The following is a 14,002-nucleotide window of genomic DNA, read 5'->3' as shown; positions in this document are numbered from 1 at the left end:
TCGATCCGGACCAGATCCGGCGCACCCGTGCCTTCGAGGTGAACCCGTGACGCACCAGCCCCTCGACGTGCTCCTGACGCGCGTCGACCCCGACGTGCCGCTGCCCGCGTACGCGCACCCCGGTGACGCGGGCGCGGACCTGCGCACCACGCAGGCGTGCGAGTTGGCGCCCGGCGAGCGCGCGGTTCTGCCGACGGGTGTTTCCGTCGCCCTGCCCGAGGGGTACGCGGCCTTCGTGCACCCACGGTCCGGTCTCGCCGCACGCTGCGGTGTCGCCCTGGTGAATGCCCCAGGGACGGTGGATGCCGGGTACCGTGGAGAGATCAAGGTGATCGTGGTGAATCTCGACCCGCGCGAGAGCGTGCGGTTCGAGCGCTTCGACCGGATTGCCCAACTGGTCGTCCAGCAGGTCGAGCGGGTGCGCTTCCGCGAGGTGGCGCAGCTTCCCGACTCCGTGCGGGCCGAGGGGGGCTTCGGGTCCACCGGTGGACACGCCTCCGTGGGCGGCACCACCGGCGCCCATGAGGGCACAGGCGGTTCAAAGGGTGGGAATCGATACGCTTCGGTCGTATCCGACCGGGAAGGACAGTGACGTGTTCGGACGTCGCAAGAAGAACGGCTCCGCTGAGGACGCAGTGGACGCGGCGGGCGAGACCGAGCAGGTCGACGGCGTCGACACCGAGGTCGACGGGGAGCAGGATCGTGTGCGGCTCGAGCCCGAGCCGCGTCCCGACGGCCCCTGGGACTCCTCGGAGGTCCGTGAGCCCGGCGAGGGCCGGGTCGACCTCGGCGGTCTCTTCGTCCCCGGCGTGGAGGGCATGGAGCTGCGCGTGGAGGTCGCGGGCGACGCGATCGTCGCCGCGACCGTCGTCCTCCAGGACAGCGCGGTCCAGCTGCAGGGCTTCGCCGCCCCCAAGAAGGAGGGCATCTGGGGCGAGGTCCGCGAGGAGATCGCCAGCGGCATCACCCAGCAGGGTGGAGTGATCGACGAGGTCGAGGGCCCGCTCGGCTGGGAGCTGCGGGCCCAGGTGCCCGTCCAGCTGCCCGACGGCACGGGCGGCTTCCAGGTGGTGCGGTTCATCGGTGTGGACGGCCCGCGCTGGTTCCTGCGCGGTGTCATCTCCGGTCAGGGTGCGGTCCAGCCGCAGGCGGCCGGGCTCCTCGAGCAGATCTTCCGGGACACCGTCGTGGTGCGCGGTGACGGCCCGATGGCCCCGCGCGACCCGATCGTCCTGAAGCTGCCCGACGACGCGCAGATGGTGGCCGAGGGTGCACCCCAGGACGCGCAGGAGGGCTCGCGCTTCTCCGGCGGCATGGGTCAGCTGGCCCGCGGTCCGGAGATCACCGAGGTCCGCTGACGCGACCGCTTCGCACGTGGCCGGGGGCCGCGCATCCCACGGGATGCGCGGCCCCCGGCCTTTGTCGTGCGCGAATCCGGTGTCGCGCGCGAATCCGGCGGGCCCTGCCCGGCCGCACCTGCCTCCCAACTGCCCGCCTCCCAACTGCCCTTCTTTCTTCACCACTTGACGGAAGCCTGGTCCGTACCTAAGGTCACCGGCCAACGCCGCGTTCATATCGGCGCCCCACGTTCACATACGAGAACGGATGGCCCCCACCATGCAGGCTCGTCACAGAAGATCGCGAACCGCCCTGCTTGCCACCCTCGCCACCTCCGTCGCCGCCCTGGTCGCCGGAGTCGTCGCCTGGCCCGGCGCGGAGCGCGCCGACGCCGCACCCGCCGCCTTCGCCCACCCCGGAGTGACCGTCTCCCAGGGGCAGCTGGACTTCGCCAAGAACAAGGTCGACGCCGGCGCCCAGCCCTGGAAGAGCGCCTTCGACCAGATGATGGCGAGCAAGTACGCCGACCTGAACCGCACGCCCAAGCCCCGCGCGACCGTCGAGTGCGGCTCGTACTCCAACCCCAACTACGGCTGCACCGACGAGCGCGAGGACGCCATCGCGGCGTACACCGACGCGCTCGCCTGGTACTTCACCCGTGACGAGCGCTATGCGAAGAAGTCCATCGCGCTCATGGACGCCTGGTCCGGCACGATCAAGGACCACACCAACAGCAACGCACCGCTGCAGACCGGCTGGGCGGGCTCCTCCTGGCCCAAGGCCGCCGAGATCATCAAGTACACGTACGACGGCGGCTGGGCGAACGAGAACCGGTTCAGGACCATGCTGCGGGACGTCTACCTGCCGAAGGTCATCAACGGCTCGAACTCCAACGGCAACTGGGAGCTGACGATGACGGAGGCCGCCGTCGGCATCTCCGTCTTCCTCGAGGACAAGGCCTCGTACGACAAGGCGATGGTGACCTTCCGCACGCGCACGGCCGCCTACGTCTACCTGGAGTCGGACGGCGCGCTGCCCAAGACCGTGCCGAGCCAGCACCTCGACACCAAGGACAAGATCGTCAAGTACTGGCAGGGTCAGTCGACGTTCGTGACCGGCCTGACCCAGGAGACCTGCCGGGACTTCACCCACACCGGGTACGGCATCTCCTCGATCTCGCACATCGCCGAGACCAGCCGGATCCAGGGCCAGGACCTGTACGGCACGGACGTCGGCGAGCGGCTGCGGCAGGCGCTCGGCTTCCAGTCCAAGTACCAGCTGGGCGAGGCGCCGCCGAGCTGGCTGTGCGGCGGAAGCGTCACCCGCGGTCTCGGACCCGTCACCGAGGTCGGCTACAACGCCCTGCACACCCGCCTCGGCACGGCCATGACGAACACCCAGAAGCTCACCGAGCAGCAGCGGCCCGCGGGCTCCAACAACCTGTTCGTCGCGTGGGAGACCCTCACCCACGCCGAGAACACGGGCTGACCCCGCGGCCCGACCCCGTGGCCCGACCTCGCGGTCGTGCCCCGCCGGCCGGGACCGCCCGCTGGTCTCGACCATTGCCCGGCCGGGCGCCCACCAGCCATACTGGCGCCCGGCCGGGAACGTACGTACGGGGGAGCGGCACCGATGAGCGAGAGCGCCGAGACGAGCACCGCCGTCCTGGACCAGGGCGCGCAGGGCCCCATGATCGTCGTCGAGGACCTGCACCGCTCCTACGGCTCCGGCGCCGCCGCCGTGCACGCCCTGCGCGGCGTCTCCTTCGAGATCCCGCGCGGCGAGCTCGTCGCCCTCAAGGGCCGCTCGGGCTCCGGCAAGACGACCCTGCTCAACCTCGTCGGCGGCCTCGACGAGCCGGACCGTGGACGCATCACGGTCGACGGGCGCGACCTCTCGGAGCTCGGCGAGAACGGCCTGCTGGAGCTGCGCCGCGACCGCATCGGCTTCATCTTCCAGTCCTTCGGGCTCATCCCGATCCTCACCGCCGCCGAGAACGTCGGCATCCCGATGCGGATGCGCGGCGCCGACCCGCGCGAGCGCGAGGAGCGCGTCGAACTGCTGCTCTCCCTCGTCGGCCTCGACGGGCACGCCGGACAGCGGCCCGGCGAGCTCTCCGGCGGCCAGCGCCAGCGCGTCGCCATCGCCCGCGCCCTCGCCAACACCCCGGCCCTGCTCATCGCCGACGAGCCCACCGGACAGCTCGACGCGGGGACCGGCCTCGCCGTCATGGAACTGCTGCGGGCCGTCGTCCGCAGCGAGCGCGTCACCGCGCTCGTCGCCACGCACGACGCGACGCTGCTCGACCTCGCCGACCGCGTCCTGGAGCTCAGCGACGGCGAGATCGTCGAGCACTGACGCGCCCGACGCGCCGCGCGGCCCGCATCAGGGTTGTGTCAAAGCCGCCCGCCCACCAGCATCATGTCCGATTTGCGAGAATTCCTGGCCGTAGGGTCGACACGGCGACACTGCGCGCGGCAGTGACAGGAAGACGATGAGGCCATGGGACGCGGCAAGCTCCGTATCTACCTCGGTTCGGCACCGGGGGTCGGCAAGACCTACGCGATGCTGTCCGAGGCCCACCGCCGCGTCGAGCGCGGCACCGACTGCGTCATCGGCTTCGTCGAGCACCACGACCGGCCGCGCACCGAGGTGATGCTGCACGGCCTCGAGCAGATCCCGCGCCAGGAGATCGAGTACCGCGGCGGCGTCTTCCCCGAGATGGACGTGGACGCCGTGCTGCGCCGCGCCCCCGCCGTGGCCCTCGTCGACGAGCTCGCCCACACCAACGTGCCGGGCTCCCGCCACGCCAAGCGCTGGCAGGACGTCGAGGACCTCCTCGCCGCCGGGATCGACGTCGTCTCCACCGTCAACATCCAGCACCTGGAGTCACTCGGCGACGTCGTCGAGGCCATCACCGGGGTACGCCAGCAGGAGACCGTCCCCGACGAGTTCGTCCGCCGCGCCGACCAGATCGAACTCGTCGACATGTCGCCCCAGGCACTGCGCCGCCGCATGGCCCACGGCAACATCTACCAGCCGGACAAGGTCGACGCGGCCCTGTCCAACTACTTCCGCCCCGGCAACCTCACCGCGCTGCGCGAGCTCGCCCTGCTCTGGGTCGCCGACCGCGCCGACGAGTACCTCCAGGAGTACCGGGGCGAGCACGACATCCGCTCCACCTGGCAGGCCCGCGAGCGCATCGTCGTCGGCCTCACCGGCGGACCCGAGGGCCGTACCCTCATCCGGCGCGCGGCCCGGCTCGCCGAGAAGGGCGCGGGCGGCGAGGTCCTCGCCGTCTACATCGCGCGCAGCGACGGCCTGACCGCGGCCTCGCCCAAGGAGCTGGCCGTCCAGCGCACGCTCGTCGAGGACCTCGGCGGCACCTTCCACCACGTCGTCGGCGACGACATCCCCTCCGCGCTCCTGGAGTTCGCGCGCGGCGTCAACGCGACCCAGATCGTGCTCGGTTCCTCGCGCCGCAAGACCTGGCAGTACATGTTCGGCCCCGGCGTCGGCGCCACCGTCGCGCGCGAGTCGGGACCCGACCTCGACGTCCACATCGTCACGCACGAGGAGGTCGCCAAGGGGCGCGGGCTGCCTGTCGCGCGCGGCGCCCGCCTCGGCCGCTCCCGGATCGTGTGGGGCTGGCTCGTCGGCATCGGCGGGCCCGCGCTGCTCTCGCTCGCGCTCACGCACGTCGCCACCGACCTGGGCCTCGCCAACGACATGCTGCTGTTCCTGTCGCTGACGGTGGCCGCGGCGCTGGTGGGCGGGCTCCTCCCGTCGCTCGCCTCCGCGGCCTTCGGCTCCCTCCTCCTGAACTACTTCTTCACCCCGCCCAAACACCTGTTCACCGTCGCCGACCCCAAGAACATCGTCGCCATCGCGATCTTCGTGGGCGTCGCCGTGTCCGTCGCCTCCGTTGTCGACCTCGCCGCCCGCCGCACCCACCAGGCCGCCAGACTGCGCGCCGAGTCCGAGATCCTCTCCTTCCTCGCGGGCAGCGTCCTGCGCGGCGAGACCAGCCTCGAGGAACTCCTGGAGCGCGTCCGCGAGACCTTCGCGATGGAGTCCGTGGCCCTCATGGAGCGGCCCGCCGACGCCGAGCCGTGGAGCGTCGCGGGCAGCGTCGGGCCGCACCCGCCGGGCCGCCCCGAGGACGCCGACGTCGACATGCCCGTCGGCGGCGGCTACGACATGGTCCTGGCCCTGTCCGGCCGGGTGCTGCCCGCAGAGGACCGGCGCGTGCTCGCCGCCTTCGCCGCACAGGCCGCCGTCGTCCTCGACCGCCAGCGCCTGCAGTCCGAGGCCGACCAGGCCCGCACGCTCGCCGAGGGCAACCGCATCCGCACCGCCCTGCTCGCCGCCGTCAGCCACGACCTGCGCACCCCGCTGTCCGGCATCAAGGCCTCCGTGTCCTCGCTGCGCTCCGAGGACGTCGACTGGTCGCCCGAGGACCAGGCCGAGCTGCTCGCCGGCATCGAGGAGGGCGCGGACCGCCTCGACCACCTCGTCGGCAACCTGCTCGACATGTCGCGCCTCCAGACCGGCACCGTCAACCCGCTGATCCGGGAGATCGACCTCGACGAGGTGGTTCCGCTGGCCCTCGTCGGCGTACCGGAGCCCGACCTGAGCGTGCAACTGGACGTGCCCGAGACGCTGCCCATGGTCACCGTCGACAAGGGCCTCCTGGAGCGCGCCGTCGCCAACATCGTCGAGAACGCCGTCAAGTACAGCCCGTCCGGCGCCCCCGTCCTCGTCTCCGCCAGCGCCCTGGGCGCCCGCGTCGAGCTGCGGGTCGTCGACCGCGGGCCGGGCGTCCCCGACGACGCCAAGGACCGCATCTTCGCCCCGTTCCAGCGGTACGGGGACGCCCCGCGCGGCGCCGGGGTGGGCCTCGGGCTCGCCGTGGCACGCGGATTCGCCGAGGCCATGGGCGGCACACTGACCGCGGAGGACACTCCGGGCGGCGGCCTGACCATGGTCCTCACCCTGCGGGCGGCGCCCCGCACCCCCCGGGCGGCGGCCGCCGCCCCGGAAACGACGCAGAGAGGCAGGCACGCATGACCCGGGTGCTCGTGGTCGACGACGAGCCGCAGATCGTCCGCGCCCTCGTCATCAACCTGAAGGCGCGCAAGTACGAGGTGGACGCGGCCGGCGACGGCGCCCAGGCGCTCCAGCTCGCCGCCGCCCGCCACCCCGACGTGGTCGTCCTCGACCTGGGCCTGCCCGACATGGACGGCGTCGAGGTCATCAGGGGACTGCGCGGCTGGACGCGCGTGCCGATCCTGGTGCTGTCCGCGCGCCACTCCTCCGACGAGAAGGTCGAGGCGCTCGACGCGGGCGCCGACGACTACGTGACCAAGCCCTTCGGCATGGACGAGCTCCTGGCCCGCCTCCGGGCGGCCGTGCGGCGGGCCGAGCCCACCGGCGGCGGCGAGGACGAGGGCATCGTCGAGACGGCGGACTTCACCGTGGACATGGCGGCCAAGAAGGTCCACCGCGACGGCCGCGACGTCCGTCTCACCCCCACCGAGTGGCACCTCCTTGAGGTGCTGGTGCGCAACACGGGACGCCTGGTCAGCCAGAAGCAGCTCCTCCAGGAGGTCTGGGGCCCCTCCTACGGCACCGAGACCAACTATCTGCGGGTCTACATGGCGCAGCTGCGCCGCAAGCTGGAGACGGACCCCTCGCACCCCCGGCACTTCGTCACCGAGCCGGGGATGGGGTACCGCTTCGAGAAGTAGTCGAGGCCGGACGGGGTGCCGCAGCAGTGCTTACGTGCGTGTCAGCAGGCCCGGGTACGCTTCCTGTATGAGTGCCGTTCCCCGTTCCGACAGGGCGTCCGAGAAGCCGGCCGGCCGGTTCCGTCGCATGCTCGACCGACTCTCCACGTCCCAGGAGGACCTGGAGTCGGAGGAGCTGCGCGAGGATTCGCAGACCACGGGTTGCACCCGGATCGACACCTGCCAGGACCGACAGATGGTGACCGTAACTGGTACGTTGCGCACGGTGACGCTGCGGCCACGCGCCGGAGTCCCCGCGCTCGAGGCGGAGTTGTTCGACGGATCCGCCGCGCTCGACGTGGTGTGGCTGGGCCGGCGCTCGATCGTCGGGATCGAGCCGGGCCGCAAGCTGATCGCATCGGGGCGCATCTCGATGAGCCATGGCCGTAGGGTGCTCTTCAACCCGAAGTACGAACTCAGACCGCTCGGACGGGAGTAGCCGGTGACGTCGCTCGACAAGCCGACCGATCGCGAACTCGGTGTCGATGCCGACGCCGAAGCCGCCGATTCCAAGGCGGTGACCGAGGCCGCGCTGTTCGAGGCCTTCGGCGGCGTGCGGGGCATGGTGGAGACCGTCGTCCCGGGCCTCCTCTTCGTGACCATCTTCACGATCAACAAGAACCTGAACATGTCGGTCATCGCGGCGCTCGCGGTGTCCCTCGTGCTGGTGGTCGTGCGGCTGGCCATGCGGGACACGGTCAAGCACGCCTTCAGCGGTGTCTTCGGCGTCGTGTTCGGCGTCGTCTTCGCGAAGATGACGGGCAACGCGAAGGACTTCTACCTCCCCGGCATGCTCTACACGCTGGGTCTCTCGCTCGCCTACATGATCACGACACTGTCCGGAGTGCCGCTCATCGGGCTGATCCTCGGCCCGGTGTTCAAGGAGAACCTGTCGTGGCGCACGCGTAACCCCGGCCGCAAGAAGGCCTACGCGAAGGCCAGTTGGGCCTGGGGTCTGATCCTGCTCGCCAAGTGCGCGATCCTCTTCCCGCTCTACTGGTGGGCGGACCCGACGCAGTTCGGCTGGGTGCTCGTCGCGCTGAAGATCCCGCCGTTCCTGCTGGCCGTGTGGCTCACCTGGGTCTTCCTCGCCAAGGCGCCCCCGCCCATCGACGTGTTCGCGGAGATGGAGGCGGCCGAGGAGGCCGAGGCCGCCCGCAAGGCGGAGGCGGCGGCCGACGGCGGCACGGAGCCCCGCACCGAGCACAAGGGCGGCGCACGCCACCGCCGCGAGGCCTGAGCGGCCCGACACACGCCCTAGGGGTGAGCCCCGGCGAGTATCTCCTCGCCGGGGCTCACCCCTAGGTGTGTGGTGGCTACGCGTCCTCGCGCCGCACCGACAGCAGATCCTCCAGCTGCTCCTCCCGGGCCTGCGCCGCGACGAACAGCAGCTCGTCACCCGCCTCCAGGGAATCCTCCTGGCTCGGCGCCAGGACCCGGGTGCCGCGGATGATCGTCACCAGCGACGTGTCCTGCGGCCACTGGACGTCGCCCACGCGCGTGCCGGCCAGCGCCGACTCGGGCGGCAGGGTCAGCTCGACCAGGTTCGCGTCACCGTGGCTGAAGCGGAGCAGGCGCACCAGGTCGCCGACGCTCACCGCCTCCTCGACCAGGGCCGACATCAGACGCGGCGTCGACACCGCGACGTCCACGCCCCAGGACTCGTTGAACAGCCACTCGTTCTTCGGGTTGTTCACCCGGGCGACGACGCGCGGGACCCCGTACTCGGTCTTCGCGAGCAGCGAGACGACCAGGTTGACCTTGTCGTCCCCGGTGGCCGCGATGACCACGTTGCAGCGCTGCAGCGCCGCCTCGTCCAGAGAGGTGATCTCGCACGCGTCGGCCAGCAGCCACTCCGCCTGCGGGACGCGCTCGACCGAGATCGCGGTCGGCGCCTTGTCGATCAGCAGGACCTCGTGCCCGTTCTCGAGCAGCTCGCCCGCGATCGAGCGGCCCACCGCGCCGGCACCGGCAATGGCGACCCTCATCAGTGACCGCCCTCCTCGTCGGGGCCCTCGGCGAACGCCGCCTCGACCTTGTCCACGTCGTCCGTGCGCATCATCACGTGCACGAGATCGCCCTCCTGCAGCACCGTCTGCGACGTCGGCAGGATCGCCTCGCCGAGCCGGGTGAGGAACGCCACCCGGACCCCGGTCTCCTCCTGGAGACGGCTGATCTTCTGACCGACCCACGAGTCCGCCGCGTGCACCTCGGCGAGCTGGACGCCGCCCGTGGGGTCGCGCCACAGCGGCTCCGCCCCGGACGGCAGCAGCCGTCGCAGCATCTGGTCGGCGGTCCAGCGGACCGTGGCGACCGTCGGGATGCCCAGGCGCTGGTAGACCTCGGCGCGGCGGGGGTCGTAGATCCGCGCCGCCACGTTCTCCACGCCGAACATCTCGCGGGCCACGCGGGCCGCGATGATGTTGGAGTTGTCACCGCTGGAGACGGCGGCGAAGGCACCCGCCTCCTCGATACCGGCCTCGCGCAGGGTGTCCTGGTCGAAACCGACACCGGTGACGCGACGGCCGCCGAACCCGGAGCCCAGGCGGCGGAAGGCCGTCGGGTCCTGGTCGACCACGGCGACCGTGTGGCCCTGCTGTTCCAGGGTCTGGGCAAGTTGGGACCCCACGCGGCCACAGCCCATGATCACGATATGCACGGCCCTACCCCGCACTCCTCATAGGCCTACTGACCTGGGTAAACGTCCTGCTCATGTCTCTCTCTCGCGGCTCGGGCCGACCGGTGCGGCAGGCTCTCGGGCACGATGCGGGCACTTCGCGGCTCGCGCTCGGCACCACCGTATCGGCTTCGCGCACGAACACGTCCTCCGCGTCGGCCGCCGGATGATCGCCGCACTGCGCGGTGCGTTCTGTCCGCATTCCGGGCATCCGGCGGAGTAAGGGGGTGGTGGGTGGGCGGCCGCTCGTTCGAACCTTTACGATCCTCTCCGTGTCCAAACTGACCGACGTGCCCAAACGGATCTTGATCGGGCGCGCACTGCGCAGTGACCGGCTTGGAGAAACGCTCCTGCCGAAGCGCATCGCCCTCCCCGTTTTCGCCTCCGACGCCCTGTCCTCCGTCGCCTACGCGCCCGGAGAGGTTCTGCTGGTCCTGTCCGTCGCGGGCGTGTCGGCCTACCACTTCAGCCCGTGGATCGCCCTGGCGGTCGTGGTGGTGATGTTCACCGTCGTCGCGTCGTACCGGCAGAACGTGCACGCCTACCCGAGCGGCGGCGGCGACTACGAGGTCGCCACCACCAACCTCGGGCCCAAGGCCGGCCTGACGGTCGCCAGCGCGCTCCTCGTGGACTACGTCCTCACCGTCGCCGTCTCCATCACCTCCGGCATCGAGAACCTGGGCTCGGCGATCCCGTTCGTCGTCGAGCACAAGGTGCTGTGCGCCGTCGCGGTGATCCTGCTCCTCACCCTGATGAACCTGCGGGGCGTCAAGGAGTCCGGCTCGCTCTTCGCGATCCCGACGTACGTCTTCGTCGTGGGCGTCTTCATCATGATCGCGTGGGGCGCCTTCCGGGCCCTCGCGCTCGGCGACACCATGCGCGCGCCCACCGCCGACTTCCACATCAAGGCCGAGCACCAGGGCCTCGCGGGCTTCGCCCTCGTCTTCCTGCTGCTGCGCGCCTTCTCCTCGGGCTGCGCCGCGCTCACCGGCGTCGAGGCCGTCTCCAACGGCGTCCCGGCCTTCCGCAAGCCCAAGTCCAAGAACGCGGCGACGACGCTGTCGATGATGGGCGTGCTCGCCATCACCATGCTCGTCGGCATCATCAGCCTCGCCCTGGTCACCAAGGTGCGGATGGCGGAGAGCCCCGGCCACGACCTGCTGAGGAACGGCGTCCCGGTCGGCTCCGGATACGTGCAGGACCCGGTCATCACCCAGGTCGCCGAGGCCGTCTTCGGCAACGGCAGCTTCCTGTTCATCGTCCTCGCCGCGGCCACCGCCCTGGTGCTGTTCCTCGCGGCGAACACCGCGTACAACGGCTTCCCGGTCCTCGGCTCGATCCTCGCCCAGGACCGCTACCTGCCCCGCCAGCTCCACACCCGCGGCGACCGGCTCGCCTTCTCGAACGGCATCGTGCTGCTCGCCGGCGCGGCCGCGATGCTCGTCGTCATCTACGGCGCCGACTCGACCCGGCTGATCCAGCTCTACATCGTCGGCGTGTTCGTCTCCTTCACGCTCAGCCAGACCGGCATGGTCCGGCACTGGAACCGCCACCTGCGCACCGAGAAGGACGCCGACAAGCGCCGCCACATGATCCGCTCCCGGGCGATCAACGCCTTCGGCGGCTTCCTGACCGGCCTCGTCCTGGTCGTCGTCCTCATCACCAAGTTCACCCACGGTGCCTGGGTCGCCCTGCTCGGCATGTGCATCTTCTTCGCGACGATGACCGCGATCCGCAAGCACTACGACCGGGTCGCCGCCGAGATCGCCGCGCCGGACGCCCCGTCCGACGACAGCGTCCGCCCGTCCCGCGTGCACTCCATCGTGCTCGTCTCCAAGATCCACCGCCCGACGCTGCGCGCCCTCGCCTACGCGAAGCTGATGCGCTCCGACACGCTGGAGGCCCTCAGCGTCAACGTCGACCCGGAGGAGACGAAGGCCCTGCACCGGGAGTGGGAGCGCCGCGGCATCGACGTCCCGCTGAAGGTTCTCGACTCGCCCTACCGTGAGATCACCCGGCCCGTCATCGAGTACGTCAAGAACCTCCGCAAGGAGTCCCCGCGCGACGCGGTCAGCGTGATCATCCCGGAGTACGTGGTCGGCCACTGGTACGAGCACCTGCTGCACAACCAGAGCGCCCTGCGCCTCAAGGGCCGCCTGCTGTTCACCCCCGGCATCATGGTCACCTCGGTGCCCTACCAGCTGGAGTCCTCCGAGGCCGCCAAGAAGCGGGCCCGCCGGCGCCAGGAGTGGAACGCGCCGGGTGCCGTGCGCCGCGGGCCGGTGGAGAAGCGGCCCAAGGAGCCGAGCGGCAAGCAGTAGCCGCGCACAGTGGTGTGGTGAGCGGCCGGACGACAGCCACGTAGACTGGTGGGCTGTTGTTCCGGCCGCTCTCGCGTGGCCACCCCGTTGACGTACTGGAGCCCCGCCATGCAGGCAGAACCGAAGACCTCACTGGTGGGGACGGAGTACGAGGTCGAGGTCGGTCCCGTCGCGCACGGCGGCCACTGCATCGCCCGCACCGAGGAGGGCCAGGTCCTCTTCGTGCGGCACACGCTGCCCGGCGAGCGGGTCGTCGCCCGGGTCACCGAGGGCGAGGAGGGCGCGCGGTTCCTGCGCGCCGACGCCGTGCAGGTCCTGGACGCGTCCAAGGACCGTGTCGAGGCCCCCTGCCCGTACGCCGGGCCCGGCCGCTGCGGCGGCTGCGACTGGCAGCACGCCAAGCCCGGCGCCCAGCGCCGCCTCAAGGGCGAGGTCGTCGCCGAGCAGCTCCAGCGCCTCGCGGGACTCACCCCCGAGGAGGCCGGCTGGGACGGCACGGTCGTGCCGGCCGAGGGCGACAAGCTCCCGGCGGGCGAGGTGCCGCAGTGGCGCACCCGCGTCCAGTACGCGGTCGACGCGGACGGGAACGCGGGCCTGCGCCGGCACCGCTCGCACGAGGTGGAGCCCGTCGAGCACTGCATGATCGCCGCGGAGGGCGTCTCCGAGCTCGGCATCGAGAAGCGGGACTGGTCCGGCATGGACTCGGTCGAGGCGATCGCGGCGAGCGGCTCGCAGGACCGCCAGGTGATCCTCACCCCGAAGCCCGGCGCCCGCCTGCCCATCGTCGAACTCGACAAGCCCGTCTCCGTCATGCGCGTCGAGGAGAAGGACGGCGGCGTGCACCGCGTCCACGGCCGCCCCTTCGTGCGCGAGCGCGCCGACGACCGCACCTACCGGGTCGGCAGCGGCGGCTTCTGGCAGGTCCACCCCAAGGCCGCGGACACCCTCATGAAGGCCGTCATGCAGGGCCTGCTCCCGCGCAAGGGCGACATGGCCCTCGACCTGTACTGCGGCGTCGGCCTCTTCGCGGGCGCGATCGCGGACCGGGTCGGTGACAAGGGCGCCGTGCTCGGCATCGAGTCCGGAAAGCGCGCCGTCGAGGACGCCCGCCACAACCTGGCCTCCTTCGACCGCGTCCGCATCGAACAGGGCAAGGTCGAGGCGGTCCTGCCCCGCACCGGCATCACGGACGTCGACCTGATCGTCCTCGACCCGCCGCGCGCGGGCGCGGGCAGGAAGACGGTCGCCCACCTCGCGACGCTGGGCGCCCGCCGCATCGCCTACGTGGCCTGCGACCCGGCGGCCCTGGCACGCGACCTCGCGTACTTCGGGGAGCACGGGTACCGGGTGCGGTCGCTGCGGGCGTTCGATCTGTTTCCGATGACGCATCATGTGGAGTGCGTGGCGGTGCTCGAGCCTGCCGAAAAAGGCCGCTGAACTGCGGCTTTAGCTAGTGGGCGCTATGGGCGCTACGGGCGAAATGTTGACGCTCAAATGACGCTCACCGAGGTGTCTTGACGCTCATTTGACGCTCGTTCTGATGGTGCGTCAGGTGTATTTCGGGATGCTGTGACCTGGGCTGCAGTGTGGGCTGAGGAACCTGCGTGGGCGGCCACGGTCCTGCCCGAGGGGTAGCGCGCCTCGGATCGTCGGGTGTGCGCGCTTGTCGGCGCGTACGGTGTTTGCCACGTCTGACCGGGTACCTGCGCCGTTCGAGGAAGGTGGCGATGCCGCCGTGCCGAGCGCTTCACCGTCGCCTTACAGCGAGCGTCCCGTCGCTCAAGCGCGGAGAGCGAAGGCACGGGAGTTGGTCGAGCGGCTGTCGGCCGAAGGGCGGGTCCGGTTCACGGACCCGAGCGACGACGAGGTCGCGGAGA

The 14,002-nt window shown here is 71.1% G+C and carries 12 protein-coding genes; 10 read left to right on the top strand and 2 right to left on the bottom strand.

All coding sequences use genetic code 11. The features are described from left to right. Window positions 1–46 precede the first annotated feature (46 nt). From dut to GTW43_RS12110, 8 genes are all read left to right on the top strand, one after another. Entirely contained in the window at window positions 47–592 is a 546-nt protein-coding gene (gene dut, locus GTW43_RS12145; protein ID WP_343245978.1) for a dUTP diphosphatase, read from the top strand. Window position 593: 1 nt separating this feature from the next. Then, window positions 594–1,358 carry a DUF3710 domain-containing protein gene (locus GTW43_RS12140; RefSeq protein ID WP_161301664.1) on the top strand — a complete coding sequence of 255 codons (765 nt, stop codon included), beginning with the start codon at window positions 594–596 and terminating at the stop codon, window positions 1,356–1,358. 259 nt (window positions 1,359–1,617) lie between these two features. Further along, window positions 1,618–2,826, top strand: coding sequence for an alginate lyase family protein (locus GTW43_RS12135; RefSeq protein ID WP_161301663.1), 1,209 nt, complete (start codon window positions 1,618–1,620; stop codon window positions 2,824–2,826). Between the two features lie 144 nt (window positions 2,827–2,970). Further along, entirely contained in the window at window positions 2,971–3,696 is a 726-nt protein-coding gene (locus tag GTW43_RS12130) for an ABC transporter ATP-binding protein (RefSeq protein ID WP_161301662.1), read from the top strand. Window positions 3,697–3,840: 144 nt separating this feature from the next. Continuing rightward, window positions 3,841–6,408 carry a sensor histidine kinase KdpD gene (locus GTW43_RS12125; RefSeq protein ID WP_161301661.1) on the top strand — a complete coding sequence of 856 codons (2,568 nt, stop codon included), beginning with the start codon at window positions 3,841–3,843 and terminating at the stop codon, window positions 6,406–6,408. Further along, window positions 6,405–7,088 (top strand): response regulator, encoded by a 684-nt coding sequence (locus tag GTW43_RS12120; RefSeq protein WP_161301660.1) that lies wholly within the window; start codon window positions 6,405–6,407, stop codon window positions 7,086–7,088. The genes GTW43_RS12125 and GTW43_RS12120 overlap by 4 nt, the downstream gene beginning before the upstream one ends. A 67-nt stretch (window positions 7,089–7,155) precedes the next feature. After that, window positions 7,156–7,566 carry an OB-fold nucleic acid binding domain-containing protein gene (locus tag GTW43_RS12115; RefSeq protein ID WP_161301659.1) on the top strand — a complete coding sequence of 137 codons (411 nt, stop codon included), beginning with the start codon at window positions 7,156–7,158 and terminating at the stop codon, window positions 7,564–7,566. A 3-nt stretch (window positions 7,567–7,569) separates the two neighbouring features. After that, complete coding sequence (locus GTW43_RS12110; protein ID WP_161301658.1) at window positions 7,570–8,367, top strand: DUF3159 domain-containing protein; 798 nt, start codon at window positions 7,570–7,572, stop codon at window positions 8,365–8,367. Window positions 8,368–8,443: 76 nt separating this feature from the next. On the opposite strand, the gene GTW43_RS12105 is transcribed toward GTW43_RS12110, so the two are convergent. Next, window positions 8,444–9,115 (bottom strand): TrkA family potassium uptake protein, encoded by a 672-nt coding sequence (locus GTW43_RS12105; protein WP_161301657.1) that lies wholly within the window; start codon window positions 9,113–9,115, stop codon window positions 8,444–8,446. Next, the gene (locus tag GTW43_RS12100; protein WP_161301656.1) at window positions 9,115–9,786 is read right to left on the bottom strand and encodes a TrkA family potassium uptake protein; all 672 of its coding nucleotides are present in this window, start codon (window positions 9,784–9,786) and stop codon (window positions 9,115–9,117) included. The genes GTW43_RS12105 and GTW43_RS12100 overlap by 1 nt, the downstream gene beginning before the upstream one ends. A 290-nt stretch (window positions 9,787–10,076) precedes the next feature. On the opposite strand from GTW43_RS12100, the gene GTW43_RS12095 reads away from it, so the two are divergent. Both GTW43_RS12095 and GTW43_RS12090 read left to right on the top strand, forming a co-directional pair. Beyond that, a complete protein-coding gene (locus GTW43_RS12095; RefSeq protein WP_161301655.1) occupies window positions 10,077–12,125 on the top strand; it encodes an APC family permease in 2,049 nt (682 codons plus the stop codon). Window positions 12,126–12,233: 108 nt separating this feature from the next. Further along, entirely contained in the window at window positions 12,234–13,562 is a 1,329-nt protein-coding gene (locus GTW43_RS12090; protein ID WP_161301654.1) for a class I SAM-dependent RNA methyltransferase, read from the top strand. Window positions 13,563–14,002: the final 440 nt, after the last annotated feature.

Source organism: Streptomyces sp. SID5785, from assembly GCF_009870065.1.
GTDB lineage: Bacteria > Actinomycetota > Actinomycetes > Streptomycetales > Streptomycetaceae > Streptomyces.
The sequence above is the reverse complement of the archived record's forward strand: the minus strand, read 5'-3'. Positions and strand labels throughout refer to the sequence as shown.

Coding starts and splice junctions, on each gene's coding strand:
- GTW43_RS12125 (WP_161301661.1), top strand. CDS start 3,841: ATGGGACGCGGCAAGCTCCGTATCTACCTCGGTTCGGCACCGGGGGTC.
- GTW43_RS12105 (WP_161301657.1), bottom strand. CDS start 9,115: ATGAGGGTCGCCATTGCCGGTGCCGGCGCGGTGGGCCGCTCGATCGCG.
- GTW43_RS12130 (WP_161301662.1), top strand. CDS start 2,971: ATGAGCGAGAGCGCCGAGACGAGCACCGCCGTCCTGGACCAGGGCGCG.
- GTW43_RS12090 (WP_161301654.1), top strand. CDS start 12,234: ATGCAGGCAGAACCGAAGACCTCACTGGTGGGGACGGAGTACGAGGTC.
- GTW43_RS12115 (WP_161301659.1), top strand. CDS start 7,156: ATGAGTGCCGTTCCCCGTTCCGACAGGGCGTCCGAGAAGCCGGCCGGC.
- GTW43_RS12120 (WP_161301660.1), top strand. CDS start 6,405: ATGACCCGGGTGCTCGTGGTCGACGACGAGCCGCAGATCGTCCGCGCC.
- GTW43_RS12135 (WP_161301663.1), top strand. CDS start 1,618: ATGCAGGCTCGTCACAGAAGATCGCGAACCGCCCTGCTTGCCACCCTC.